Origin of the sequence: Campylobacter canis (assembly GCF_045504005.1) — a bacterium.
GTDB lineage: Bacteria > Campylobacterota > Campylobacteria > Campylobacterales > Campylobacteraceae > Campylobacter_A > Campylobacter_A canis.
On record NZ_JBJJXH010000007.1, the window covers coordinates 62,087 to 87,401 of the forward strand.

25 protein-coding genes and 1 pseudogene are annotated in these 25,315 nt (G+C 38.0%); 17 read left to right on the forward strand and 9 right to left on the reverse strand.

From position 1 onward, the window contains the following. Positions 1-3: 3 nt before the first annotated feature. The 15 genes from sucC (at position 4) to ACHJH3_RS08170 (ending at position 12,809) form a co-directional block, all read left to right on the forward strand. Positions 4-1,182: an ADP-forming succinate--CoA ligase subunit beta gene (gene sucC / locus ACHJH3_RS08100; RefSeq protein WP_407064384.1), complete on the forward strand. Its 1,179-nt coding sequence runs from the start codon at positions 4-6 to the stop codon at positions 1,180-1,182. After that, positions 1,179-2,057, forward strand: coding sequence for a succinate--CoA ligase subunit alpha (sucD, locus tag ACHJH3_RS08105; RefSeq protein WP_407064385.1), 879 nt, complete (start codon positions 1,179-1,181; stop codon positions 2,055-2,057). The genes sucC and sucD overlap by 4 nt, the downstream gene beginning before the upstream one ends. A gap of 126 nt (positions 2,058-2,183) precedes the next feature. Continuing rightward, positions 2,184-2,489 (forward strand): 4Fe-4S binding protein, encoded by a 306-nt coding sequence (locus tag ACHJH3_RS08110; protein WP_173031066.1) that lies wholly within the window; start codon positions 2,184-2,186, stop codon positions 2,487-2,489. Between the two features lies 1 nt (position 2,490). Then, positions 2,491-3,612 carry a 2-oxoglutarate synthase subunit alpha gene (locus ACHJH3_RS08115; RefSeq protein ID WP_407064386.1) on the forward strand — a complete coding sequence of 374 codons (1,122 nt, stop codon included), beginning with the start codon at positions 2,491-2,493 and terminating at the stop codon, positions 3,610-3,612. Position 3,613: 1 nt separating this feature from the next. Beyond that, the gene (locus ACHJH3_RS08120; RefSeq protein WP_407064387.1) at positions 3,614-4,459 is read left to right on the forward strand and encodes a 2-oxoglutarate ferredoxin oxidoreductase subunit beta; all 846 of its coding nucleotides are present in this window, start codon (positions 3,614-3,616) and stop codon (positions 4,457-4,459) included. Further along, positions 4,456-5,007, forward strand: a complete 552-nt coding sequence (locus tag ACHJH3_RS08125) for a 2-oxoacid:acceptor oxidoreductase family protein (RefSeq protein ID WP_407064388.1) — start codon at positions 4,456-4,458, stop codon at positions 5,005-5,007. Before ACHJH3_RS08120 ends, ACHJH3_RS08125 begins: the two co-directional genes overlap by 4 nt. After that, the gene (locus ACHJH3_RS08130; RefSeq protein WP_407064389.1) at positions 5,004-5,486 is read left to right on the forward strand and encodes a flavodoxin domain-containing protein; all 483 of its coding nucleotides are present in this window, start codon (positions 5,004-5,006) and stop codon (positions 5,484-5,486) included. The genes ACHJH3_RS08125 and ACHJH3_RS08130 overlap by 4 nt, the downstream gene beginning before the upstream one ends. A gap of 403 nt (positions 5,487-5,889) precedes the next feature. Continuing rightward, positions 5,890-6,948, forward strand: coding sequence for a tetratricopeptide repeat protein (locus ACHJH3_RS08135; protein ID WP_407064390.1), 1,059 nt, complete (start codon positions 5,890-5,892; stop codon positions 6,946-6,948). A gap of 80 nt (positions 6,949-7,028) precedes the next feature. Continuing rightward, the gene (locus tag ACHJH3_RS08140; RefSeq protein WP_407064391.1) at positions 7,029-7,619 is read left to right on the forward strand and encodes a LemA family protein; all 591 of its coding nucleotides are present in this window, start codon (positions 7,029-7,031) and stop codon (positions 7,617-7,619) included. Between the two features lie 18 nt (positions 7,620-7,637). After that, positions 7,638-8,522 (forward strand): TPM domain-containing protein, encoded by an 885-nt coding sequence (locus tag ACHJH3_RS08145; RefSeq protein WP_407064392.1) that lies wholly within the window; start codon positions 7,638-7,640, stop codon positions 8,520-8,522. An 85-nt stretch (positions 8,523-8,607) separates the two neighbouring features. Then, a complete protein-coding gene (locus tag ACHJH3_RS08150; RefSeq protein ID WP_407064393.1) occupies positions 8,608-9,498 on the forward strand; it encodes a TPM domain-containing protein in 891 nt (296 codons plus the stop codon). Between the two features lie 23 nt (positions 9,499-9,521). Continuing rightward, complete coding sequence (locus tag ACHJH3_RS08155; protein WP_407064394.1) at positions 9,522-10,310, forward strand: TPM domain-containing protein; 789 nt, start codon at positions 9,522-9,524, stop codon at positions 10,308-10,310. A gap of 10 nt (positions 10,311-10,320) precedes the next feature. Then, positions 10,321-11,211, forward strand: coding sequence for a TPM domain-containing protein (locus ACHJH3_RS08160; protein ID WP_407064395.1), 891 nt, complete (start codon positions 10,321-10,323; stop codon positions 11,209-11,211). Between the two features lie 353 nt (positions 11,212-11,564). Next, positions 11,565-12,065, forward strand: coding sequence for a PAS domain-containing protein (locus ACHJH3_RS08165; RefSeq protein ID WP_407064396.1), 501 nt, complete (start codon positions 11,565-11,567; stop codon positions 12,063-12,065). A gap of 3 nt (positions 12,066-12,068) precedes the next feature. Beyond that, a complete protein-coding gene (locus ACHJH3_RS08170) occupies positions 12,069-12,809 on the forward strand; it encodes an imidazole glycerol phosphate synthase (RefSeq protein WP_407064397.1) in 741 nt (246 codons plus the stop codon). Here ACHJH3_RS08170 and murG read toward each other — a convergent pair. After that, a complete protein-coding gene (gene murG / locus ACHJH3_RS08175) occupies positions 12,787-13,815 on the reverse strand; it encodes an undecaprenyldiphospho-muramoylpentapeptide beta-N-acetylglucosaminyltransferase (RefSeq protein ID WP_407064398.1) in 1,029 nt (342 codons plus the stop codon). The two genes, ACHJH3_RS08170 and murG, sit on opposite strands and share 23 nt — an antisense overlap. Beyond that, positions 13,812-14,972, reverse strand: coding sequence for an FtsW/RodA/SpoVE family cell cycle protein (locus ACHJH3_RS08180; protein ID WP_407064399.1), 1,161 nt, complete (start codon positions 14,970-14,972; stop codon positions 13,812-13,814). Before ACHJH3_RS08180 ends, murG begins: the two co-directional genes overlap by 4 nt. 270 nt (positions 14,973-15,242) lie before the next feature. On the opposite strand from ACHJH3_RS08180, the gene ACHJH3_RS08185 reads away from it, so the two are divergent. Next, complete coding sequence (locus ACHJH3_RS08185; protein WP_407064400.1) at positions 15,243-17,279, forward strand: ATP-dependent helicase; 2,037 nt, start codon at positions 15,243-15,245, stop codon at positions 17,277-17,279. 9 nt (positions 17,280-17,288) lie between these two features. Next, positions 17,289-17,657, forward strand: a complete 369-nt coding sequence (locus tag ACHJH3_RS08190; protein WP_407064401.1) for a rhodanese-like domain-containing protein — start codon at positions 17,289-17,291, stop codon at positions 17,655-17,657. 135 nt (positions 17,658-17,792) lie between these two features. On the opposite strand, the pseudogene ACHJH3_RS08195 reads toward ACHJH3_RS08190, so the two are convergent. The 7 genes and pseudogenes from ACHJH3_RS08195 to purS all read right to left on the reverse strand — a co-directional run. Continuing rightward, a pseudogene (locus ACHJH3_RS08195) lies at positions 17,793-18,287 on the reverse strand (methyl-accepting chemotaxis protein); the annotation flags it as partial. Between the two features lie 1,271 nt (positions 18,288-19,558). Beyond that, positions 19,559-21,424: a molecular chaperone HtpG gene (htpG, locus tag ACHJH3_RS08200; protein ID WP_407064402.1), complete on the reverse strand. Its 1,866-nt coding sequence runs from the start codon at positions 21,422-21,424 to the stop codon at positions 19,559-19,561. Positions 21,425-21,602: 178 nt separating this feature from the next. Beyond that, positions 21,603-22,487 (reverse strand): ankyrin repeat domain-containing protein, encoded by an 885-nt coding sequence (locus tag ACHJH3_RS08205; RefSeq protein WP_407064403.1) that lies wholly within the window; start codon positions 22,485-22,487, stop codon positions 21,603-21,605. A gap of 57 nt (positions 22,488-22,544) precedes the next feature. Beyond that, entirely contained in the window at positions 22,545-23,240 is a 696-nt protein-coding gene (locus ACHJH3_RS08210; protein ID WP_407064404.1) for a lysophospholipid acyltransferase family protein, read from the reverse strand. After that, a complete protein-coding gene (locus ACHJH3_RS08215; RefSeq protein WP_407064405.1) occupies positions 23,221-24,417 on the reverse strand; it encodes an SH3 domain-containing protein in 1,197 nt (398 codons plus the stop codon). Before ACHJH3_RS08215 ends, ACHJH3_RS08210 begins: the two co-directional genes overlap by 20 nt. Continuing rightward, the gene (gene purQ / locus ACHJH3_RS08220) at positions 24,411-25,076 is read right to left on the reverse strand and encodes a phosphoribosylformylglycinamidine synthase subunit PurQ (RefSeq protein ID WP_407064406.1); all 666 of its coding nucleotides are present in this window, start codon (positions 25,074-25,076) and stop codon (positions 24,411-24,413) included. Before purQ ends, ACHJH3_RS08215 begins: the two co-directional genes overlap by 7 nt. After that, positions 25,073-25,309, reverse strand: coding sequence for a phosphoribosylformylglycinamidine synthase subunit PurS (gene purS / locus ACHJH3_RS08225; RefSeq protein WP_169940805.1), 237 nt, complete (start codon positions 25,307-25,309; stop codon positions 25,073-25,075). Before purS ends, purQ begins: the two co-directional genes overlap by 4 nt. Positions 25,310-25,315 lie beyond the last annotated feature (6 nt).

Genomic DNA, 25,315 nt, shown 5'->3' on the forward strand with positions numbered 1-25,315 from the left:
AAAATGAACATCCACGAATATCAAGCAAAAGCTATTTTAAAGGAATTTGGCATAAACGTAGCGGGCGGCAAGCTCGCTTACTCAAGCGATGAGGCATTGCAAGCCGCAAAAAAGCTAAATGGGGATAAATTCGTCATTAAAGCCCAAATTCACGCAGGTGGTCGGGGTCTTGGCGGTGGCGTAAAGATAGCTAAAAGCCTAAGCGAAGTTGAAAGTATCGCAAAAGATATGCTTGGCATGAGCCTCATAACTCCCCAAACCTCAAAAGATGGTAAGGTCGTTAGAAAAATTTATATTGAGGAAGCACTTGATATAAGCAAAGAAATTTATCTAAGCCTCGCCTTTGACAGAAAAGAGGAAAACATAAGCATAATCGCCTCAAAAGAGGGCGGAATGAGTATAGAAGAGACCGCCAAGGATCATCCCGAGCTAATCAAAAAAGTAAATGTAGATCCGCAGATCGGACTGCGCGACTTTCATATCTTAAATTTGATAGGATTTTTTGGATTTAGCAAGGAGTTAAGCCTAAAATTTAGCGAAATTTTAAAAAAGCTTTATCAAATTTATATAAGCAAAGATGCGAATTTGATAGAGATAAATCCTTTGGTTTTAACTTCTAAGGATGAATTTTACGCGCTTGATGCGAAGATGAGCTTTGATTACAGCGCCGTTTTTAGGCATAGCGAAATTTTAGCCCTTAAAGATGACGATGAAGAGGAGCCAAGTGAGCTTGAAGCCAAAAAAAGCAGGCTTAACTACGTCAAGTTAGAAGGCAATGTAGGCTGCATAGTAAATGGTGCCGGGCTTGCTATGGCTACTATGGACATCATCCAAAACGCAGGCGGAAAGAGTGCAAATTTCTTAGACGTAGGCGGTTCGGCAAACCCTGCAAGCGTGGCAAAAGCCTTTGAGATAATACTTCGCGATAAAAATGTAAAATCGATATTTGTAAATATCTTTGGCGGTATCGTAAGGTGCGATAGGATTGCCGGCGGAATTTTAGAAGCGGCTAAAGAATTTGAGCTAAAAACCCCTATCGTAATCAGACTTCAAGGGACAAATTCGACCGAGGCTATGGATATGCTAAAAAGTGCGGAGTTAAAGAATTTGCATGTAGTTGAAAATTTGCTTGATGGCGCAAGATTGGCCGTTAAATTCGCAAACGAAAAAGATTTAATATGAGCATATTAATAGATAAAAACACGAAAGTTATCGTGCAGGGCTTTACAGGCAAAGAAGGGACATTTCACTCTCAAAGCTGCTTAGAGTACGGCACTCAAATTTTAGGCGGAGTAACTCCTTTTAAAGGAGGGCAAATTCATCTAAATTTGCCCGTTTTTGACACGGTAGAGCAAGCCGTAAATGCCACAAAAGCCGATACTAGCTTAGTCTTTGTGCCAAGCGCCTTTGCAAAAGACGCTGTAATCGAAGCTGCGGACGCCGGCATAAAGCTAGCCGTAGTCATCACCGAGCATGTGCCTGTGCTTGATATGCTTCACGCTAAAGCTTATGCGATCAAAAAAGGAATGCGTATCATCGGACCAAACTGCCCTGGTATTATAAGCTCAAACGAGTGTAAGCTGGGTATCATGCCAAGCTCTGTCTTTAAGCGAGCTCAAACAAACATCGGCATTATATCTAAATCAGGCACATTAACCTACGAAGGTGCAAATGAGATCATCAAAGCGGGCTTTGGAATTTCAACCGCCGTGGGTATAGGTGGAGATGCCGTTATAGGCATGGCTTACGAGGAGCTTTTAGAGCTTTTTGAAAATGATGATGATACCAAAGCGATACTTTTAATAGGAGAAATCGGCGGAGATCTTGAAGTAAAAGCCTGCAAGATGATAAAAGAGAAAATTTCAAAGCCGATAGTTGCCTTTATCGCAGGAAATTCCGCTCCAAAAGGGCGTAAAATGGGTCATGCAGGAGCTATTATAAACGGCATAGAAGGAAGTGCGGAGTATAAGATGAAAGCACTTAGAGAAGCAGGTGTGTTTGTCGTGGATACTCCTACTGATATAGGGGCGAAATTTAAAGAGATAATCAAAATTTAAAGCGGACCGGATATATTCGCTACTTAAATAAAAACTAAAATAAATTTTATCTATTTTTTGAAATCTTAAATTTAAGTAAGATTATATAAAATTGCTGAATTTAGAAATTTTAAGCAAGGAAAACAGATGTTGATAAAAGAGGGTGTTGCAGTTTGGGTTGATACGACTCGCTGTAAAGCCTGTGATATATGCGTTAGTTATTGTCCTGCAGGTGTGCTTGGCATGAGGCTGGAGCCAAGTGCCGTGCTTGGCAAGATGATAGAGGTAGTGCACGAAGAGGCCTGTATAGGCTGTAGGGATTGCGAGCTTCACTGTCCTGATTTTGCGATTTATGTAGCCGATAAGGGCTTTAAATTTGCTAAACTTAGCGCGGAGAGTAAGGCTAGGGCCCAAGCCGTAAAAGCCAACCGCTACGAAAAGCTAGGAGCCTAATATGAGAGAGATCATATCAAGTGGAAATGAGCTCGTTGCCCTAGCTGCGATAGATGCGGGATGTAACTTTTTTGGCGGCTATCCGATAACTCCTTCAAGCGAGATAGCTCACGAGCTAAGCGTTCTTTTGCCAAAAAACGGCGGCAAATTTATCCAAATGGAAGATGAGATAGCGGGAATTTCAGTAGCTCTTGGAGCTGCTATGAGCGGAGCTAAGGCTATGACGGCAAGCTCGGGACCCGGGATCTCGCTTAAGGCCGAGCAGATAGGGCTTGGATTTATCGCCGAAATTCCGCTCGTGATCGTAAACGTAATGCGCGGAGGACCAAGCACAGGACTTCCTACACGCGTATCACAAGGCGATATCTTGCAGGCAAAAAACCCGAGCCACGGCGATATAAACAGCATAGTTATCGCTCCTGCAAGCTTAGAGGAGTGCTACACTGAGACTATTCGCGCCTTTAACCTAGCTGAGCGTTTCATGACGCCTGTGTTTTTGCTGCTTGATGAGACGATAGGGCACATGCACGCTAAGGCAATTTTGCCTGAACTTAGCGAGCTTGAAATTTATAATAGAAAGCAGTTTGAAGGCAAGGCAAGCGAGTATAAGCCCTACAAAGCCGCAAGCGATGAGCCGGCGACTTTGAATAAATTTTTTAAAGGCTACAGATATCATATCACGGGGCTTCATCACGGTGAAACGGGCTTTCCTACAGAAGACGGCAAGATAGTAGAATACAACATCAATAGGCTGTTTAACAAGATAAATGCTCACACCGACAAGATAGACTCTTTTGAGGAGTATAGACTAGATGACGCTGAAATTTGCATCATAGCTTACGGAAGCGTGGCAAGAGCTGCCAAGGAGGCGGTTGAAATTTTACGCAAAGAAGGCTTGAAAGTAGGGCTGTTTAAGCCTATTACGTTATTTCCGGTAGCAAAAGAAAAGCTAAAAAATATCAGTACAAAATTTGAGAAAATTTTAATCTGTGAGCTAAATTTAGGTCAATATACTGGTGAAATTCAAAAAGCAACGCTCAAAGAGAGCTTTAAAACACTTCACAAAGCAAACGGACGACCGATCAGCCCGCAAGAGATCATCGCCAAGATAAGGGAGTTTTAAGATGGCATTTAACTACGATAAATATCTAAGAATAGACAAGATGCCGACCCTTTGGTGCTGGGGATGCGGTGACGGAGTGATACTTAAAGCGGTCATTCGCGCTATAGATAAGCTCGGCTGGGATATGGATGATGTCTGCGTGGTTTCAGGTATCGGCTGCTCCGGACGATTTAGCTCATATATGAACTGCAACACCGTTCATACGACACATGGACGCGCGATAGCCTACGCAACAGGTATAAAACTTGCAAATCCAAACAAACACGTGATCGTAGTAACCGGTGACGGAGACGGGCTTGCTATAGGCGGCAACCACACTATACACGGCTGTAGGCGCAATATCAACTTAAACCATATCCTTATAAACAACTTTATCTACGGGCTTACAAACTCCCAAACCAGCCCAACCACTCCGCGCGGAATGTGGACGGTGACGGCTCAGCATGGAAACATCGATCCAAGCTTTGATGCCTGTAAGCTTGCAATCGCTGCAGGAGCGACATTTGTAGCTAGGCAAAACGTTATAGAAGCTACAAAGCTAGAGAAAATTTTAGCCGAAGGCTTTGCTCATGACGGATATAGCTTCTTTGACGTGTTTTCAAACTGTCATATAAATTTAGGCAGAAAAAACAAGATGGCTCAAGCCGTGCAAACACTTGACTGGATTGAGTCGCTTTGTGTAAGCAAAACGAAATTTGATACTCTTAGCGAGGATGAGCAAAAGGGTAAATTCCCACTTGGAATTTTGCATCAAGACACAACCAAAACCGAGTATACCAAAGCCTACGATCAGGTGATAAAAGCGGCTAAGAGTGGAGAGAAAATCGACTTTGGAGCGATGATATGAAAAGACAGCTTAGATTTGTAGGTGTGGGCGGTCAAGGTGTTATACTAGCGGGTGAAATTCTAGCCGCAGCCAAGATAGAAGAGGGCGGATACGGGGTTAAGGCTTCTACTTACACATCGCAGGTTAGAGGAGGGCCGACGAAGGTTGATATCTTGCTTAGCGAGGATGAAATTTTATATCCTTATGCAAACGAAGGCGAGATAGAATTTATGCTTGCGACGGCTCAGGTAAGCTTTGAGCTATTTAAAGAGGGTGTTAAAAACGGCGGTATCATCGTCATAGAGCCAAATTTGGTTCACGCAAGCGATGAGGATAGAAAAAGGTGGCAAATTTATGAAATTCCCATCATCACTATCGCAAAAGACGAGGTCGGAAACGTCATAACTCAAAGCGTAGTTGCGCTTGGTGTGGCGGTCGAGATGAGCGGGTGTATGGATGCAAATTTAGTGCGCGAAGTTATGCTCTCAAAGGTGCCGCCAAAGGTGCATGAGGCTAATACAAAAGCTTATGAATTAGGTATAAAATATGCAAAGGAGATACGAAAATGATAGGAATATTTTACGCAACAGGCAAGGGCGATACGCAAAAAGCGTGCGAGTATGTGGCAGCTAAACTAGGCGGCGAAGCTAAAGCGGTTAAAGACGTGGCACAGGCAAGTGAGTTTGAGGGCTTTGATCTTTTAGTATTAGCAAGCTCAAGTTATGGATTTGGCGAGCTTCATGAGGATTGGAAGGCAAAGCTAAATTTGCTAAAAGAGGCAAATTTAAAAGGTAAAAAAGTAGCTTTAATAGGAGTTGGCAATCAAGAGCGCCACGGCGATAACTTCTGTGGCGGGATAGTTGAGTTTTTGCCTTTTGTAAAAGGAGCCGCATTGCTTGGCGCAAGAGATAAGGACGGATATAAATTTGATTACTCATCTGCATTTATAAACGGTAAATTTATCGGGCTCGTGCTTGATACAAAGGGCGACAAAGAATACGAAAAACGTATAGATAAATGGGCAAGCGAGATAAAAGCTCAAATTTAACTTAAAAATAAGACTAGGTGATATTGTCGCAAATTACCTAGTCTTAAAATAACTACATCCATATACATATCTTAAAATATACTTGCATTTATCTTGTATATAATGCTAAATTTGCTGCCTACTAATGAATATATCAAATCAATAAATTGATATCATGTTTCAAAAATTATCATTTATCCATTTCCTGTACAAACCGTATTTATTAAACATAAGCCTTAAAGAAAAAAGTAGTATAATCAAAATAGACAAAATTTATTAAGTTAGATATTAAAAAATAATTATTTATCTTTTTAGTATTTATTTAATATAGTTAGTGCATAAAATAAGTGATTACAAATCTGTTTTAAATCTATTTAGTAGCGTTTTTGTTTGTATTATCAACAAAACATCCAAGGAGGATAGTATGAAAAATTTGGTTTTAGCTATGCTTATGTCGGCTTCTTGTCTTTCTTTTGTCTCTGCAGGACAAGATTACGCTAACGGAGTTAATGCAAGAAATAAAGGCGACATGGTAAGTGCGATTCAGTTTTTTCACGCCAGTTGTTTTAATAAAAATAACGATTTGGCTTGCTATGAGGCGGGCAAAATTTATGAATTCGGCTTTGGCGGAAAAGTAAAAAAAGATCAGTCTTTAGCTCAACAAGCCTATCAAAAATGCTGCGACAAAACAGGCAGAAGCGATTGTTGCTCTAAAGTCGGAAAGGATAGTGGCGGAGGACAAATTCAGGAGGGATCTGATTTTTCCAGGTACGTAACCGCGTGTGAAGGCGGCGACTCCGTAGCATGCAATAAGGCTTACAAAATAAGCAAAGAGAAATTTTTTGCGCAAAAGTCTTGTGATCTTGGCGATTTAAACGGTTGTAGCGATCTTGCTAGTTTTTATTACGGCGCTAATGATTACAAAAAAAGCTTTGAACTATGGGAGCAAGGTTGCAAGAAAAATCACGGACTATCTTGCCGAAATTTGGCATATTCTTATAAAGAGGGTAAGGGCGTAAGCCAAGATGTGGAAAAAGCCATTAAAATTTTAGAACCGCTTTGCGAAGGCGAAAGGCCTCAAGATTGCTTGGTTTTAGGGATTATATATAAAGACGATCAATACGGGGAAAAAGATATACTAAAAGCTTATAATTTTATTAGCAAGGCTTGCGCAAGCGGTAAATCCAAAGACTCTTGTAAGGTCATTAATAGTCCTGATTTTATGGCGGCGGCTTGCGATGGCGGAAACGGCGAAGCATGCAGAAATTTAGGCTTTGCGTATGCGGCTCAAAAGGATCCTAAGGCGGTTGAGTATTTTGAAAAGTCTTGCGAATATAAACTTGCCGCAGGCTGCACGGGACTAGGGTTTTTGTATTTAAAAGGTGGTTTAATTGAAAAAAATGAGGCTGAAGCTAAAAAATACTTTAAGTTAGGTTGCGATTTGGGAAATAAAACAGGCTGCGATGAGTTGGCGAATTTTTAAAATCATTGGTAGTTAGTATTTAGAGTGTTTTTATATCAATGGAGCAAAAAATAAAATAAAATCACCAAGAAAGGTTTAAGATGAAAGGATTGGCAGGACTTTTAGTCGTAGTTGCGATTTTTGGAGGAATTTTCTTAAAATATTACAATCAAGTTCCGACACTTGACGAGACAACCAAAGAAAAGTGGTCGCAGGTGCAAAACCAGTATAAGAGGCGTGCTGATCTGATACCGAATTTAGTTAGCACGGTGCAAGGATATGCGGCTCATGAAAAGAGCGTATTTGCAGAAGTTACCGAGGCTAGAAGCAAGGTTTCTCAGATAACTATCAATGCAAACGATGCTAGCGATCCTGCAAAGATAAGAGAGTTTATGGAGGCTCAAAGACATCTTGGGGGCGCCTTATCAAGACTTATGGCAGTGAGTGAAAACTATCCGCAGCTAAAAGCCGATCAAAATTTTCTAGCTCTTCAGTCTCAGCTTGAAGGCACTGAAAATCGTATCTCCGTTGCAAGGAAGGATTATATAGCTTCGGTTAAGGAGTATAACCTAGCTCTTAGAACTTTCCCCGGAAAATTTGTGGCTCAAATTTTTCATCCCGAGGCTAAGCTGAAAGATACTTTTGAGGCTAGCGAGAGCGAACAAAACAGACCGGAAGTTTCGTTTAAATAGCAACACAAAGGAGCTATTATGAAAAAGATCTTGTCGGTTTTGCTTCTTTTTGCGTCTATTTTTGCTGCCGATATCAAATTCCCCAACCTCACCGGCAGAGTAGTCGATGAAGCAAATATACTAAGTAATTCGGCAAAAGAGAATTTAACTAAAATTCTTGCAAACCATGAAGCAAATACTACAAATCAAGTTGTTGTAGTAACTTTAAATTCTCTTCAAGGAAGAAGTCTGGAAGAGTACTCTCTTGAGCTTGGTAGATACTGGGCTATAGGACAAAAAGATAAAGATAACGGAGTATTGTTAGTAGTAGCTCCAAACGAAAAAGAAATTCGTATAGAAGTAGGATATGGTTTAGAAGGATCATTAACGGATGCTACAAGCCATGAGATAATACAAAGAGTAATAGTTCCTAAATTTAAAGATGGAAATTTCGAACAAGGTATATTAGACGGAGTAGCTAAAATCATAGATTTCATAGACGAAGACAGCGGGAATGATTATGTGGGAGATCCTCTTGAGGATATCTTCTACACTCTTTCTTCGGGTGTTGTCGGAGGTTCGATTATCTTGGTTTTTGTTGGCGGGATGATTAAGAGGTTTAGGATAGTTAGCGATATCGCTACTTCTATGCTACTATCGGGCTTGATGGGATTTTTTATCGGTGTTCTTGCCATTGCATTTACCGGCTCAGCTATGATCGCGATAATTGTTGCTTTGGTTGTTACAATAGCAATTTTTATATTTGCCTTTGACAAGATAAGAAAGATGCCAAGAGGACTTTTGAAAAGCGGTGGCTTTGGCGGCAGTAGCAGCAGTGGAGGCTTTAGCGGTGGAAGTAGAGGAGGCGGCTTTAGCGGCGGAGGCGGAAGCTTTGGTGGTGGCGGAGCTAGCGGAAGGTGGTAAAGCTATAAAATTTATGAAATAGAGTTTAAGTTTACAGAAAGCTAATTTTAGTGACTCTGTAAATTTAGCCCAAAAGGGAGGTTTCATGAGAAAGATATTGTTTGTTTTACTTACTTTTATATCACTCTTTGCAGATCAAATTTTACTTCCGGAGCTTACGGGTAGGGTTGTGGATGAGGCAAACATACTAACTAAAGGCACAAAAGATAGCCTAACTGCGACACTTGAAGCCCACGAAAAAGCAACCGGCAGTCAAATCATAGTCGCAACTATAAAATCGCTTGATAAATACTCCATAGAAAGTTACTCTTTAGCTCTTGCAAGAAAGTGGGCTATAGGTAAAAAAAATAAAGATAACGGAGTGTTGTTGTTAGTAGCTCCAAACGAAAAAGAAATTCGCATAGAGGTTGGATACGGATTTGAAGGATTTCTAACCGACGCCATAAGCAAGAGTATAATTGAAAAGGTAATGGTTCCGAAATTTAAAAGCGGTGATTTTGAAGAGGGAATTTTAGGAGGCGTTGCTAGAATTTTGGATTTTACCGATGAAGATGCAAGTAACGATATAGTAAAAGAGCAGGTATTTGTCGATAATGTTTTGCTTGTCATTGCCTTTTTGATAGCGTCTTGTTCCGTTTTTATATTTATAGGTAGGCTAAGCGGACGTAGAGTTATAAGCGATGTAGGCTCTAGTATCTTTGGTTCGATTATAGTCGGAGGTTTTGCGGGAGCTATCATTAGTGCGCCTATAGATCCTATAATATATAAAACATTAGCCATTTTAGTCGGCATGGTAGCTGTTTTTCCTTATGTTTTTAAAGAGATTAGGCGTACGCCTGATGAAAAATTAATATATGGCTGGGAAAAAGGAGTTGATAGCTATAAATACTTCGTTGAAAGCGAAGGTAGTAGCGGCAGTGGCGTTAGTGGAGGCGGCGGAAGCTTTGGCGGTGGCGGAGCTAGCGGAAGATGGTAGATTTAAGATAAAAGGAAGTTTTTATGAAGAAGTTTTTGATATCTTTAATGGTTGTTTTTAGCTTTGCTTTTAGTGAGGGAAATTTCCCTGAGCTTTCAGGTTCCGTCATAGACAAATCAGGTCTGTTGAGCGAATTTGCTAAAAGCGATCTTGATAGAATGATAAATGAGCATGAGAGTAAGTATGGCAACAAGCTTATAGTGATTGTGATGCAGCTAAAGCAAGAAGAGGATCTTGCGCTCTATAGTCAAAATCTTGCAAAGCACTGGAATATCAATGACAAGACTGCTGTTTTAGTTGTGGATTATAGCTTGCAAAACTACGCAAATTCAAGGGCAGCTATCGTAACAAAGAGTGATTGGCTTAATGGTGGTTCGATAGCGTATGAGATTATAGAGACTAAGCTAAGAGAAGGAAGGATAGATGGCGCTTTAAAGCTTGGAGTTGTGAAGATTTTGGATTTTATGGATGATGACAAGAGTAATGACTACATAAATCATCCATATGAAGATGCTACTATAGCTATGTTTGGGATTTCGATAATTGGAGGGTTGATTTTATGGATTATAAGCCATAAGTCAAATCTTACTTTTTTTACCCAAGTCGGCATGTCTTCCGTGCTTGCAGGTATGCTAACCGTATTTTTGATGAAAGCCCTGCCTTACGGCTTGCCGTCTTTTATCTTTTTTGGCATTGTTTTTGTGTTTTCATTTTTAACTATGCGCGTAGAAATGAGAGATGATGGAAGCAGGTATGTAAATTTAGGCATTTTAAATTCTTTGTTTGGCCCAAAGAAAGCAAAAGAGGGTTAAGAGATTACAAATGAAGAAAATTTTACTACTTTTAACTGCTTTTTTATCTTTGTTTGCAAGTGAAATTTCATTCCCCAACCTTACCGGCAGAGTAGTCGATGAAGCAAATATACTAAGTAGTTCGGTAAAAGAGAATTTAACTAAAATTCTTGCAAACCATGAAGCAAATACTACAAATCAAGTTGTTGTAGTAACTTTAAATTCTCTTCAAGGAAGAAGTCTGGAAGAGTACTCTCTTGAGCTTGGTAGATACTGGGCTATAGGACAAAAAGATAAAGATAACGGAGTATTGTTAGTAGTAGCTCCAAACGAAAAAGAAATTCGTATAGAAGTAGGATATGGTTTAGAAGGATCATTAACGGATGCTACAAGCCATGAGATAATACAAAGAGTAATAGTTCCTAAATTTAAAGATGGAAATTTCGAACAAGGTATATTAGACGGAGTAGCTAAAATCATAGATTTCATAGACGAAGACAGCGGGAATGATTATGTGAGGGATCCTAGGATGGATGCTTTTTTTAGCTTTACTAGTATTATGGTAGTTGGTGGATTTGTCTTGCTTTTTATAGGCGTTATCTTTAAAATTAAATTTTTAAAAGACTTTGGATTAACTTCTTTTATGTCTGCATTTGCAGGTATTTTTTCATCCTCTTTTTTAGATATTTTTTTAAAAGGCGATGTGGCTTTAGTGTCTTTTTTATTGCTTGCAGCTTTTTTTATACTATTTTATCCTATGGTTAAAAAGATGAATAGCACCAAAAAAAGAAGATCTAAAGGCGGTTTTGGAGGTAGTTTTTACAGCGGTTCAAGTGGCGGTGGCTCAAGAGGCTCTTCGGGTGGTGGCTTTAGCGGTGGTGGCGGAAGCTTTGGCGGTGGAGGAGCTAGCGGAAGGTGGTAAAGCCATAAGTGGATTTTGTTTAAACAATATAACTTTGGCTATAAAATTTAATAAAAAATTTTAGTTTTTAAAAGCTTTTTAAATTTAACTTAAGAATCAAGCTGTGCTTAATCCATTTTAGCAAATCATATAATCTATATTTTTTGTAAAAATATAAACAAATTTTAAAAATATCCATAAAAATCTTAAAAATTATATCTATATTTTATTTTTTATATTCTACAATATATACATAGATATCGGCGACTGAATTTATTTGGTAATTTACATTAAAATTACGCAAAACTGCTAAAGTTCGAAATTTTATATTATACGCTGATTATTAGATGTGATTTTAAGGAGTTTTTGATAGCATGGGTGCAGAAAAACAGTACTTTGTAAAAGAGAATGAATTTATCGTTTCAAAGACTGACACAAAGGGTAAAATTACCTATTGTAACGAGCCGTTTTTACGTATAGTCGGAGCAAATGCAGCAGATCTTCTTGGCAAACCTCACAATATCATACGTCATCCAGATATGCCAAGAGTGGTTTTTAAGCTTTTGTGGGATAGAATTAAGGCTAAACAAGAGATTTTCGCCTTTGTAAAAAACAAAAGTTTCGATGGTGGATTTTACTGGGTTTTTGCAAACGTTACAGCCTCTTTGGACGCTCAAGGCAATATCGTGGGATATCACTCGGTAAGAAGAAGACCGAATGAAAATGCCGTAAAATTTATAGAAGGCGTTTATAAGCAGCTTTTAGAGGCTGAAAAGAGCGGTGGGATGGATGCTTCAAGCAAGTTGCTTGAAAAAATTTTAAAAGAAAACAATACGACTTATGACGAGTTGGTTCATAAGTTGCAACGTGGATAAAAGATGGATTATTCTTCAATTTTTAAAGATATAAAAGAGATAAAAAACGAGATTGAGGCGCTTTGTCAAACTAAGATAGAAGTAGAAAGTAATCAACTAGGGGTTAATAGCTTTAGTTTTCTGATTGATTCCATTCAAAAATATGAAATTCTAAACGGCCGTAAAAATAGCCAATATTTTAAGTGTGTCTTTGACAACGAGGATTATTATAAAAACATAAGCATATATCTTGATCAGATAATTAGAAAAATTTCTATAAAAACCGAAAAAAAAGGCGTAAGCTTAGAAGTTAGCGATATGCTTGCAAAAGCTTGTCAAAATATAAAATTTATAATCGGCGTTTTAACGGTAGAGTATGGAAATTTGCTCAAAGAGGACTCAAAGCGTTGGATTTCAAGAAACGGCGGCCAAAGACGTAAGATCAAAACCGCTTTAGCTGAGCTTATAGAATTTCAAAAGAGACTTGATGAGACTCTTAAGACTAGAGCCGTAGTTATATCTAATGTAATCTTAAAAGAATTTAAGATGCTTTATAAATTTTTTCTTTATAGTATCAAACTTGCCAAAGAGCGACACGATGAGTTGCTTTTGGTTGAGATCGCAGGAATGACGGATAAGATTATATCAATGATAGAGCCGATATTTAGCGACGAGAGCCTAAAGACTGATGAGTTGATATATTATTATTTGACCTATGAGCTAAAAGAACTTAAGGTCGATTCTATCGGTGAGAAGTTATCTTAGCTAAAATTTCATCGACTATTTTTTGAGAGCCGTTGAGGCTTATTTGAGCGCCTAATCGGCTTGAGATTTCTTCTAGATTTATTGAACTTATAATATCTAAAATTTCATTTTTGTCGATTTTGCCGTCTTTTTGAAAGCAAAATTTAGCCAAATTTTGATCTACTAAAAACTTAGCGTTGTAAAATTGATGATTTTTAGCCGCGTGAGGGTAGGGGATAAATATTGTAGGCAAACCGCTTGCGCAAAGCTCCCATAGAGTGCTCGCTCCGGCCCTGCTTACGGCAAGATCGGCAGCGCTCATCTTTGCCTCTATCTCTTTGCTAAATTCAAACAGATCAACTTCAACTTCTAGCTTTTGATACTCTTTTTTTAACTCGTTAAATCCGTTTTTGCCGCATTGATGAATGATATTTACACCCATATTTTTTAAGTCTAAAGCCAAATTTAAAGCAAGCTCGTTTATAGCCGCCGCACCTTGCGAACCGCCTAGAAAGATTATGTTTTTAAGTTCGCTTCTAACTCTTGACTTTTCAAAAAATTTGCTTGTGACAGGGTAGTCAAATTTAACTTTTTCGTAAGAGCTAAAAAATCCTTTGGCAAAAGGTTTTAAAATTTTATTAAGCTTGCCTGTTACGGCGTTTTGTTCATGGATAAAAAGCGGCAAATTTGAGATAATTGCTGCAAATGCCGCAGGAGCCGCACTATATCCACCCACGCTTATAACGGCTTTAGCACCGACCTCTTTAAAAATTTTACGGCATTTAAAGGCTAGATTAAGTATATTAGCAAGCGAAGCAAGCTTGCTAAAGCCTCTTTTGTTTACCACTCCTTTGCTTGGCAAGAAAATTTTATCTTCAAAATTCTCATCGTCTTTAAACCACATCATATCCTGCCCGCTGGATGAGCCGATAAACATAGTCTTTTCGCCTCTTCTTACGAACTCTTCGTTTAGACTTTTAGCAATCGCCAAATGCCCGCCGGTTCCGCCTCCGCTTATGATGATCATCCCTTTGCCCTTTTGCTTACCATTAATACCATGCCTATACCTATGCAAAGCGCAAGTATAGAGCTTCCTCCATAGCTTAAAAACGGCACGGCGATTCCTTTTATCGGCGTGATTGATGTGATGCCGTAGGAGTTCATTAGAAACGAAAGGGAGATAAGAAGCCCAATACCTAGGCTAAATAGGTGATACACTTTGTTTTCGCTTCTTGAAGAGACTCTAAAAATTCTATAAAGCAAAAAAACCACTATAAAAGTAATTGCCGATACGCCAAGCACTCCGATCTCTTCGGCTATGCCTGCTAGCACGAAGTCGGTATGAACTTCGCTTAAAAATCCAAGCTTAAACACTCCCGCGCCAAGCCCCTCTCCGAAAAATCCGCCGTGTTTTATAGCGTTTAACGAGTGTGAAATTTGATAAGGCTCGGGAGCATCGGCTACTCTTAGAGCGTTTGCTAAATTCTCAGGAAGCATTGATAAGACCATGTTTTGTATCGTGCCCCACCATGATTTGATACGTAAAATTCTATGCTCGGAGGTTGCTATGGCAAGAGTTGCAAGCGCGATTGCAGCTATCGCGCCAATTCCAAACAGTCTTAAACTTGTGCCCGCAAAAAACGCCATCATGATAAGAGTAAGGGCCAAAACCACCACTTGCCCAAGGTCGTTTTGCAACACGGCTATAAGATAAACCACGATCAAAAACAAAAAGGCGTAAGGCAGGATAAGCTTAAATTCCTCTTTTAGGCTCTTTTTGCTGTCATCTATCTTTCTTGCAAAGCTCCAAGCTAAAAAATACACAAATCCGATTTTAAAAAACTCAACCGGAGCCAGTGAAAAACCGGGCAAGCGTATCCAGCGTTTAGCTCCTCCGGCATCCGTTACCATAGAGCTTGGAAGTGCGTGCATAAGCCCCATAGATAGTCCGCAAACGATAAAAAGAGCAAACCCTATCCAAACAAGCGCTTTGTCAGGATTAAGTAGTGATATACTCCACATCAAAAATATGCCTAATGCACCTACCGCAAGCTGTCTAATAAAAAAATGATATGTTTCGTAATTGAAGTAAAGTACCGCAAAAACAGGCAAAGATAGCGAAAAGATAATGCCTATGGTAATAAGCGCTACACAGGCGTAAAATATCTGTCGATCTACTTGCAAAATCTCTCTCCGCTTTTTGAATTGGGCTTTGATTTTACTTAAAATTTACTTACAAAGATGTTAATTTGTATCAGAAATTTGAGATTATTAAGGTTAAATTTATAAAGCAAAATGGATATGTAAAATTTATAAAATTTAAAGTCGAAATTTGTTTTTGCGGTATTGTAAATTCGTGCTAATTTAAAATTTAGATTTACAAAAGCCTATTAAATTTATCAACTTCAAATTTAACTTATCGTATAATCACGTCTTTTTAAAAGAGAGATTTGTATGCCCCTTTCAAGACTAAATACCGAACAATACGCCGCCGCTACCGCTCCAGCCGGACACAATCTAGTAATAGCAAGCGCAGGCACAGGCAAGACATCTACCATTGTAGCGCGCATAGCTCACTTGCTAAATTTGGGCGTTAAGGCGGAAAAGATACTTTTGCTAACATTTACAAATAAAGCCTCAAGCGAGATGATAGAGCGTTTAAATAGGTATTTTGATAAAAAAATTACTTCTAAGATTACCGCAGGGACGTTTCACTCGGTATCTTATTCTCTTTTAAAATCGCTTGATAAGGGCGTAACTTTAAAGCAGCCAAGCGAACTAAAAACTCTTCTTAAAAGCCTTGTGGATAGGCGTAAATTTTATCATTTAAGCGATATTAAGGCTTACGGTGGAGCCTATCTTTACGATCTTTATTCGCTATTTCAAAATTCCGTCATAGACGGAAATTTCGCCGACTGGTTAAAAGGGCGAAGTGACGAACAAGCCGTATATGCTGAAATTTACGAAGATGTTTTAAGGGAATTTGAAGAGGAAAAGGCCAAATTTGGTTACGCGGACTTTAACGATCTGCTTATAAAAATGAGAAAAGAGCTTAAAAAGGGAGCCCCGTTAAGCTTTGATGAAATTTTAGTCGATGAGTATCAAGATACTAACACCTTGCAAGGCTCGCTTATTGAAGCGTTTAACACCAAAAGCTTATTTTGCGTCGGTGATTTTGATCAAAGCATTTATGCTTTTAACGGGGCAAATATCGAGATAATCGGCTCTTTTAAAGATCGCTTCTTAAACGCTAAAATTTATGCGCTAAATACGAATTATCGAAGCAGTTCAAGCATACTTGCACTTGCCAATAAAGTCATCTCAAACAACCCGCGCTTGTATGAAAAAAAGCTGATCGTAAGCAGAGATGATAAGAAATTTGCACCTCCGCGTCTGCTGGTTTATGAAGAGCTTTTTGATCAGTACTCAAATATCGCTGAAATAATATCAAACTCAAAATTTAAGCACGAGGAGATCGCTATCATTTTTCGCAACAACTCAAGCGCCGACGGTCTTGAAGTCGCACTTAGAGAGCGTGGGATAAATTCCAAGCGTAAAGGCGGGATAAGCTTTTTTGAAAGTAGAGAGATAAAAGCACTTATGGATCTTATGGGTATTATCATAAATCCAAAAGATATCATGGCGTTTATCCATATCTTTGAATACGCAAAAGGAGTCGGTGCCGCACTTAGCAAGGAAATTTTTGATGCTTTGGTTAAGCTTGGACACGGAAGCGCGGTTGAGGGATTGTTAAATCCTGACGATAGTGTGAATTTGTTTGAAAAAAAGATGCGAAACTATCAGCTTGGTCTTTTTGATGAGATCGATGAGATCGGCGAGATGTCAAGATTTTCTAAACTTGGTTTTAGTGAGAAATTTTTTGCTCATCCTATACTTAAAATGCAAAAATTAAGCGAGAGCGGGGCGATGTTTTTGTATGAAATTTATAACTTTTTAATTAGAGCAAAAAGGCTTACTAGACCGAATTCCTTGATAAATGAGATAAAAACAAGCAAAATTTACGCTCTTGTGGCTGAAAATTTAGCAACCAAGCGCGCCACTATGAAAAACGGCAATGTAGATGAAAGCGTTAAACAAGAGGCTAAAGAGCGGATAATGGCAAAGACTGAGGTATTAAGCGAACTGTCTAAAAACTACTCCGAAGCCCAGAATTTCTATAATTTCATCACACTAGGCAGTAACGAGATGAGTAGTGGCGAAGGGGTAAATCTTTTAAGCGTGCATGCGAGTAAAGGGCTTGAGTTTGAGCAGGTTTTTATCGTGGATCTTGCGCAAAATCGCTTTCCGAATTTAAAGCTTATGAGTATGGGTGGAAGCCTGGAAGAGGAGCGAAGGCTGTTTTATGTAGCTGTTACGAGGGCTAGAGATGAGCTTTTTTTAAGTTATGCAAAATACGATAAAATTAAAAAAATCAACTATCATCCAAGCTGTTTTTTGGTAGAAGCAGGGATGGCGAAGAGTGAAATTTAAGGAAATATTGTGCCAAAGATAAATTTTAACGAGATAAAAAGTATAGAGATCACAAAGCAAAATGCCGAAAATTTTGAGCAGTTAATCGACATAAGAACTCCTTACGAGTGGCATGAAACAGGCGTTATCAAGGGTGCTAAGCTAGTGTATTTTTACGATAACGACAGAGTCTTTAATCCAAAATTTTTAGAAGAAATTTTAGCCGTTGTGGATGTAAATAAACCCGTGGCGCTTATTTGTAGAAGAGGAGTGCGAAGTCTGATGGGGGCTGAAATTTTAGCTTCAAGCGGACTTTTTAAAGAGATTATAAATTTAAGCGGCGGTATGTCAAAGCTATTGTTTGAAGGTTATGAAACGCAAGAGATAAAAAATCAGTAAGTTTAAAACTAAATAAGTGCTTTTGAGTTGAATAATATAAGTTCATAAATTCGCTTTTTAAAAGCTAAATTTATGAACACTTGGCTTGATAGACATATAAAATTTTAATTAGCAATCCAGTACTGGACTACAAAATTAGGTGCTAAATTTAGATAGCTTGTTATTTAGCGTTTCGGTCATTTTGCTTAAATGCTCGGTCGCACTTGCAATCTCTTCAACGCTTTTTGCGTTTTGAGCCGAGCATTCGGCTATATCAGACATTCCTTGCAAGATCGCATTTACGTCTTGGCCCGTTTTGATATAGTCTTCAACTGCTTTATCTGACATCAAAACGGCTTTTTTCATGCTTTCGTTCATCGAAACTATCTTGCCCTTAACCTCATTGACAACCGAAGTTAGCTCGCTGATTTGCTTTGAGTTTAAATTCATCTGCGCGCTTGAATCAGATATCGCTCCTACTATGATATTTATGGTCGAATTTATCTCTATGAGTGAATTTTGAGTTCTTTCAGCAAGAGTTCTTACCTCATCGGCAACTACGGCAAATCCTCTTCCGTGCTCTCCTGCGCGAGCGGCCTCAATGGCGGCATTAAGGGCGAGTAAATTCGTCTGATCGGCAATCTCGTCTATAACCGATAGTATATTTCTAACTTGCTCGGCGTCTTTATTTAGCTCTGAAATTTTATTTGCCAGTGCAAGTTCGGTTTGAACGCTTGAACTTATTTTATCGCTTAGGCGAGAGATGGCTTCGTTTGCCGTATCGATCTGATTTATGGCATTTTGCATATCGCTTTTGCCCTGTTTTGCATCTTCTATGGAGGTTTTTATCTGATCTTTGATTAAAGAAGCCTTTGCGGTAGTTTCATTTGTTGTCATCAAGGATTTTTCTACATTGTGTCCTGTTTGCAAAGATGTCGCCGATAGCTCGTAGGCGACTGATGAATTTTCAGTTGATAAATTTTTGGCTTCAGATATCAGGCTTTTTAAGTTGTTCGTGGCTATTTTTAAAAGTCCTAATGCGCTATTTTTAAAATCGGTACTAATTTCTACAGCTAAATTTCCGCTTGAAATTTCTTTCATAATACTTTCGATGCGAGCAGGCTTTGCTCCTAAAATTCCTTCGGTAACCTTTGTGCTAAGGTATGCGAAGAAAAATATCGTTAGAATTACCACCGCAGAAAGGACTAAAAATATATTTTGCATATTATCAAGTTTATGCTTGTATATGCTAAATTCGTTTGCAGTTCTATTTTCAACCATGGTAAAAAATTCATTTATGGGCTGCATAATGCTTGCTTTGTAGTTATTATAGTTGTCGCCAAAGACTAAATTCATCGCTTTTTCTTTTACTTCGCTTTGATTATAGTGAATCGATGAAGCGGACCTCATCATATCCATAGCTTCAAATTCAAGTTTTGCTAGATCGAGGGATCTATTTTCGGCGTCTTCTAGTTTTTTAAACTCACTATCGCTAAAACCCTCTTTTTTCATAAGTTCTTTTAGCGGTATTTTTTCATTTGTATCTATGCGAGGGACTTTGCCGTTTCTTATATCCAGGACTTTGTTGTATTCTTTTTCATATATTTCGTTACCGTTTGTGGCGACGAATAATCTAACGAATTTGGTTAGATCATCCGAGCTTTGACGCAGTTCATCGGCTAGCTTGTATGAAATAAGCTGTTTGTTTGAAGAATTTGTAAGCTTGGCTGATGTCTCTTGCATTTTCAAAAAGACAAAGCCAAGCGCAACTATAAAACCTATGCAAAAAAGAGTAACAACTCTCTGAAAATTTTTTGAATAAACTATCTTCGTCATTGAGCGCAATCCCCTTACCCCGCGTCAAATTTAGGTTTTGTAATTATATTTTTTTTGATTTTAAAGTATTATAAAATTATAACTTTTTATAAAGCCTTTAATATTATTTTAATCAAACTCTTACTAAACTCGGACGGATTTTCTAGGCTCATTCCCTCATTTAGCTTCGCCATATTAAGCAACAAATTTGAAACATCATGCACCATTAATTCATTTGTGGATAGTTTTTCAAAAATTTCATGATCTGGATTTATCTCAAGTATAGGCTTTGCATTTGGTATATTTGACTGCCCCATTTGTTTTAAGATGGTCTGCATAGCAAAATCAGGATCGTTTTTGTCATAGACTAAAACGGCTGCCGATTCGCTAAGGCGCGAACTAAGCTTTACGTCTTTTACATCATCTTTTAAAATTTCGCGCATCTTGGCTAAAATTCCCGCGTGCTTACTCTCGTCCACAGATTTACTATCATCTTTTATCTCGCTATCTACGTCAGAGTGAGTAATTGATTTGATAGCGGTTTTGTCAAATTCATTTACCATAGGCATAACGATAGTGTCAATCTCTTCGTCCATTATAAGTACTTCTATGCCTTTTTTCTTAAAGCTCTCTAGCAAAGGAGAATTTTTAAGCATAGATTCGTTGTTGCCGCTTATATAGTAAATGCTTTTTTGATCCGTACTCATCGCCTCTTTATACTCTTTAAGGCTGATTAGCCCATCACGCTTGCTTGATTTAAACAAGCACAGATCTAAAATTTGCTCTTTGTCGTTGCCAAAGCCGTATAGCCCTTCTTTGAGCACTTTGCCAAACATTGCGTAAAATTTTATGTATTTTTCTCTATCTTTATCTTTGAGTTTGGAAAGCTCACTTAAAATTTTCTTTACGCTTTGCTCTTTTACGTTTCTCATTATCGCATTTTCTTGTAAAATTTCACGGCTTACGTTTAACGGCAGATCCTCTACATCGATAATTCCGCGTACAAATCTCAAGTAAGGAGGCAGAAGTTCTTTGGCATCATCGCTTATGAAAACGCACTTCACGTATAGCTTCACGCCACTTTGATAATCAACGCGAAACAGATCAAACGGCTCAGTCGCAGGGATGTAAAATAGTGTGCTGTATTCGATCTTGCCTTCGGCTTTAGTGTGTATATGAAGCAGCGGATCAGTCTCGTCGTGGCTGATTTGTTTGTAAAAGTCATTGTATTCACCAGTTTTTATGCTAGCTTTATTCATTCTCCAAAGAGCGGAAGCCTTGTTTATCTGCGTGTTTTTGCTTTCATAGCTTCCTTCTTTTTCTCCTTCTTTTGGCTGTATATACTCTTCTTTATCGGCAAATATCGGATAAGGGATGTGGTTTGAATACTTCTTGATGATATTTTCTATTCTATAGATATTGCTAAATTCATCATCTTTAAGATGTAGAGTTATGGTTGTGCCGTGACTTTCTTTTTTAGCCTCTTTTATCTCGTAGCTTTTTGCATCGGAACTCCATAAAAACGCTTCATCTTCAAGCGCCTTCTTGCTTAAAACTTCTATCTTATCCGCAACCATAAATGCCGAGTAAAAGCCCACTCCAAACTGACCTATAAGAGAGCTATCCTTTTTCGCTTTATCGCTAAGCTCTTTTAAAAAGCTCTTTGTGCCGCTTCTTGCGATGGTGCCTAGATTATTGATTAGATCTTCTTTGTTCATTCCGATACCGTTATCGCTGATGGTTAGCGTCTTTTTATCTTTATCAAAGCTTATGTCAATCCTTGGCGTATAACTTAGGGCTTTGTATTTTTCATCCGTTAAAGATAGATAATTTAGTTTATCAAGCGCGTCTGAAGCGTTTGATACAAGCTCTCTTAAGAAAATTTCCTTGTTTGAGTATAGCGAGTGAATCATAAGATCAAGCAGCTGACTTACTTCTGTTTGAAATTCAAATTTGTCTGCTTTTTTTGGCATATTTTTCCTTTTGTTTTAAAATTTTTAGCAGATTATACTACAAATTGCTAATATTTTCAAGATAAATATAATAAACTTGATATAGATAGTATCAAGCTTGATTGAAATTTTAAAAACCAAAAGGAGTAAAAATCAAATTAACATGCAAATGGTATCGTTTAAAAGTATATAAATTTGGCTAATTTGTTTTTAGCAGATTTAATATTTCTTTGCTATCGTAATTTTTTGCCTGCTCTTTTAAAAATTTGCAGCTATTTTCAAGCTCGCAAAGTCCGTGTTTAAGTAAAATTTCAATGACTTTGTCATTGTCTAAAATAGAATTTATAATTATAAAAGCCTCGATCTCTTTAGGATTAAATTCACTTAATTTTATAAATTTAAGCGCTTCTTCTAGAAATTTTATCCTGCCTTCATAAAAATTTTTAAATTTATCTGTTTTTACAAACTCTCTTTCTTTGCTGTTGTCTAACTTATTTTTATGGATAGAAAGTCCGCTATTTCCAACAAATCCACTTATATCCATTGCAAGAGAAAATAAAATTCCAGTAGTATCCCTTGCGCCATTATCAAGAAGGTATTTAAAGAGCTTAAATTTATTAAAAGAGCAAGCGGTGGATAAAAGCTCCTTAGAGTTTATATCAGCTCCGTTTTTAACTAGAATTTTAATGAGTTTTAAAGCCTCATTTTCTTTTAACCATTGACCACCATCAATGTCAAGTCCTAAAACCATAGACATATGAAGCGGTGAAGAGTTGTCTATTTTATACATATTATAATTTAGATCGGGCTTAAATTTAAGAACTTTTTCTATACGCTCAAAGTCAAATTTGCCGGTATTTCCAACTTTACTATTTATAATGAAAAATGAAAAAATTCGTTCGTTGTATTCATTAGTCTCTTTATTTATCAAATTTGGATTTTCATCCAAAGCTGCAAGTAGCTTATCAAGCTCTCTATCAACTTCTTCGTTTGTAATATTTTCATCATAGAACCTATCAAAATTTACTTCATGTCCAAAGCTTAGTGCAAATGCAAATATGAAAATGGCTAAAATATTTTTCATGAGTTTCCTTTTTAAATTACCAGATTAGGATTATATTATAACAGTTAAACGATAAATTTAACTCTTGGTATTTTGTCTTAATGCAAGCTCGGCATCATAAACCTCTTGCATCTTTTCCCTGGCAGTTTCAAGCCAGTTTTTGTCGCTTGTGTCTATTAAATCAAGGCAGATGATCTTCACTTCGCCGTTTTTAAAGCTGAAATTCGTAACGTCAAGGATATCCGTGCCTACAAGCACGATAGGCTGTATCTTTAAATTTAGCTTATCGGCGATGATTTTTGCTCCGCCTTTAAATGGCAAAAGTTTGTTTGTTCGCGAGCGAGTGCCTTCTGGAAATATCGCCAAGACTCGTCCGTTTTGGACTCTATCTTCCGCCTCTTTTACGATCTTTACAAGCGCATGTTTGCTCTCGCGATCTACCGCAATCATCTTTGGGATGTCGATTATCTTACCTATGATAGGGATTTTTTTGATCTCTTTTTTTGCAAGCCAGCAGATATTTTTAGGATGAACCTCTTCTAAGACGATGATATCAAGCATGCTTTGGTGATTCATTATTATCATATTGGCTTCATCGTTAAATTCGCCTTCTATCTTTAACGAGTATCCTCCGCAAAGCCTTTGAAATCTTCCCCAAATTCTTCTGATGGGCCGGTTGTGCTTATTAAAAGCCCACATAAAAAAGACTACCCAAAAGACAGACAGGATAAAAGTAACGGCGAAAAATGCCGCTTTAATTCTTGAAAAGATCATCTTTTAGCACCCATCCTATCTTACCATCTTGCATAAGCACCTTTTTATACTCCTCTCTCTCGCCTAAAATTTCAACCTTTTGTTGCTCTTTGGTAGTGTGAAAAATGGTTGAATTTTGAGTAGGCAAAATTTTTACATTGATATTTTCTTTTAGAGTTGCACTTCCAAACGGATTGTAGGTGTATAGTCCGTAAGAGCCGAAAATGAGAGTTGCGACTAAGTATATATAGCTTTTTTTGATTAAAAACATCACAAAAGAAGCCGCAAGCAGGGTGTAGCCTGCTATGTTTTTATAGTTTTCAAACTTGCTTTGTTTCGGATTTAGTCCTATTTGAGTGCTAATCTCGTCATCTTCAACCAAGATAGGAAGCAAAAAGCTGATAAATTTTTTCTCTTTGAGGCTAAAGTAATTAAAATCAAAATTCTCTCTTGTCGGCTCAAATACGGCAAAATAATATCCGTTTTGAGAAGTTAAATTCCCGCTTATAGAGTCAACCCCTTGTTTGATAATGCTCTTATCATCCATATAAAAGTCGGCTATATTACCGTTTTTAGAGCTTATCTCTACGACCATTATGAGGTTTTTATCGTCAAATTTACTCGTTTTATGCTTTTTTACTTCAAGAAGATCGGCTACCACATGGCTAAATTTTTCATCGCCCTTTACCTCTTTAAATTTAGGCAGAGTAACGATTGTGCTTGCGGTTTGAAAAAACTCGCCGTTTCTTTTTAGATTCAGAGTTATTTTCGGGTTTTTAGGCTTTGAGGAGTTTGCTTCTAGATAAATTTCGCTCTTATATACTCCGTTTCCGCTATGCTCCCACTGCAAATTCGGATTTAGCCATTTGATGTTTTCGCTCTCTTCGATTATAGTTTGGATATCAACTGTTATATTATCTTGAGTATCAGCAGTAAGAGTAAATTTAAAAATCTCGCCTTCATAGGCTTGCTTTGGCATACCTGAATATTTTAAAATGAGCTTATTTGGCTCTACATACTGATAAATTTGCGTATCTTTTAGGTTAAATTCAGGCTCATTGGTAGGAGCGATGTTTTCCGGAATTTTTGGACGTTTTATAACCTTATCGCTTCGCTCCTCTTTCATCATATCAAAGACGCTTGGCTCTTGAGCTAAAGCAAAAAGAGCCACAACAAGAGCTGTAAAAAGCCTTAGCAAACTAGCCCTTTAAGCATCTTAAGCCCGTCATCCGTGCCTAAAATTTTCTCGCAAGCTCGCTCAGGATGAGGCATGAGTCCGAAAATTCTTTTGCTTTTATCACAAATTCCCGCTATCGCATCAATCGAGCCGTTTGGATTTAGCTCTTTGCCGTCTTTATCGCAGTATTTTAAAAGCACTTGTTCGTTGTCGTACATGCTTTTTAGAGTATCTTCATCGGTGTAAAAGTTTCCCTCTCCGTGAGCTAACGGGACATTTACTATCTCGCCGACTTTTAAATTTGAAAGAAATTTATTTGAGTTGGCTATAACTTTAAGATGATGATACTTTGATATAAAGCTTAAATTTTCGTTTCTTCTCATTGCTCCCGCAAGCAGTTTTAGTTCGCAAAGCATTTGAAAGCCGTTGCAAATTCCTAAGATATATCCGCCTTTTTGAGCGTGCTTTAAGACGGCTTTCATGGCAGGAGAAAATTTAGCTATCGCTGCCGTTCTAAGATAGTCTCCGTAGCTAAAGCCGCCCGGAAGCACTATAAGATCGGCATTTATCTCATCTTGCTTGTGCCAAATTATCTCCGTTTGACATCCTAAAATTTCAAAAGCATACTCGGTATCCGTTTCGCAGTTTGTTCCGGGAAATAAGACTATGGCGACTTTCATACTATGATCTCGTAATCTTCTATCACGGTATTTGCCAGCAACTCCTCACACATCTTTTCAAGCTCTTTTTTTGCCGATTGCGATGATGAGGCGTTAATATCAAGTACGATTTGTTTGCCGATACGAACGTTTGAAATCCCGCTAAAACCTAGTGATTCTAGCGCGTGTTCTACCGCTTTTCCTTGAGGATCCAAAACACCGTTTTTAAGCGATACATTTACTACTGCTTTCATTTTTGC

Coding starts and splice junctions, on each gene's coding strand:
- ACHJH3_RS08145 (WP_407064392.1), top strand. CDS start 7,638: ATGAAAAAGATCTTGTCGGTTTTGCTTCTTTTTGCGTCTATTTTTGCT.
- ACHJH3_RS08130 (WP_407064389.1), top strand. CDS start 5,004: ATGATAGGAATATTTTACGCAACAGGCAAGGGCGATACGCAAAAAGCG.
- ACHJH3_RS08125 (WP_407064388.1), top strand. CDS start 4,456: ATGAAAAGACAGCTTAGATTTGTAGGTGTGGGCGGTCAAGGTGTTATA.
- sucC (WP_407064384.1), top strand. CDS start 4: ATGAACATCCACGAATATCAAGCAAAAGCTATTTTAAAGGAATTTGGC.
- ACHJH3_RS08110 (WP_173031066.1), top strand. CDS start 2,184: ATGTTGATAAAAGAGGGTGTTGCAGTTTGGGTTGATACGACTCGCTGT.
- ACHJH3_RS08155 (WP_407064394.1), top strand. CDS start 9,522: ATGAAGAAGTTTTTGATATCTTTAATGGTTGTTTTTAGCTTTGCTTTT.
- purQ (WP_407064406.1), bottom strand. CDS start 25,076: ATGAAAGTCGCCATAGTCTTATTTCCCGGAACAAACTGCGAAACGGAT.
- ACHJH3_RS08120 (WP_407064387.1), top strand. CDS start 3,614: ATGGCATTTAACTACGATAAATATCTAAGAATAGACAAGATGCCGACC.
- ACHJH3_RS08210 (WP_407064404.1), bottom strand. CDS start 23,240: ATGATCTTTTCAAGAATTAAAGCGGCATTTTTCGCCGTTACTTTTATC.
- ACHJH3_RS08150 (WP_407064393.1), top strand. CDS start 8,608: ATGAGAAAGATATTGTTTGTTTTACTTACTTTTATATCACTCTTTGCA.
- ACHJH3_RS08205 (WP_407064403.1), bottom strand. CDS start 22,487: ATGAAAAATATTTTAGCCATTTTCATATTTGCATTTGCACTAAGCTTT.
- purS (WP_169940805.1), bottom strand. CDS start 25,309: ATGAAAGCAGTAGTAAATGTATCGCTTAAAAACGGTGTTTTGGATCCT.
- ACHJH3_RS08140 (WP_407064391.1), top strand. CDS start 7,029: ATGAAAGGATTGGCAGGACTTTTAGTCGTAGTTGCGATTTTTGGAGGA.
- ACHJH3_RS08170 (WP_407064397.1), top strand. CDS start 12,069: ATGGATTATTCTTCAATTTTTAAAGATATAAAAGAGATAAAAAACGAG.
- ACHJH3_RS08160 (WP_407064395.1), top strand. CDS start 10,321: ATGAAGAAAATTTTACTACTTTTAACTGCTTTTTTATCTTTGTTTGCA.
- ACHJH3_RS08165 (WP_407064396.1), top strand. CDS start 11,565: ATGGGTGCAGAAAAACAGTACTTTGTAAAAGAGAATGAATTTATCGTT.
- ACHJH3_RS08185 (WP_407064400.1), top strand. CDS start 15,243: ATGCCCCTTTCAAGACTAAATACCGAACAATACGCCGCCGCTACCGCT.
- murG (WP_407064398.1), bottom strand. CDS start 13,815: ATGATCATCATAAGCGGAGGCGGAACCGGCGGGCATTTGGCGATTGCT.
- htpG (WP_407064402.1), bottom strand. CDS start 21,424: ATGCCAAAAAAAGCAGACAAATTTGAATTTCAAACAGAAGTAAGTCAG.
- ACHJH3_RS08115 (WP_407064386.1), top strand. CDS start 2,491: ATGAGAGAGATCATATCAAGTGGAAATGAGCTCGTTGCCCTAGCTGCG.
- sucD (WP_407064385.1), top strand. CDS start 1,179: ATGAGCATATTAATAGATAAAAACACGAAAGTTATCGTGCAGGGCTTT.
- ACHJH3_RS08135 (WP_407064390.1), top strand. CDS start 5,890: ATGAAAAATTTGGTTTTAGCTATGCTTATGTCGGCTTCTTGTCTTTCT.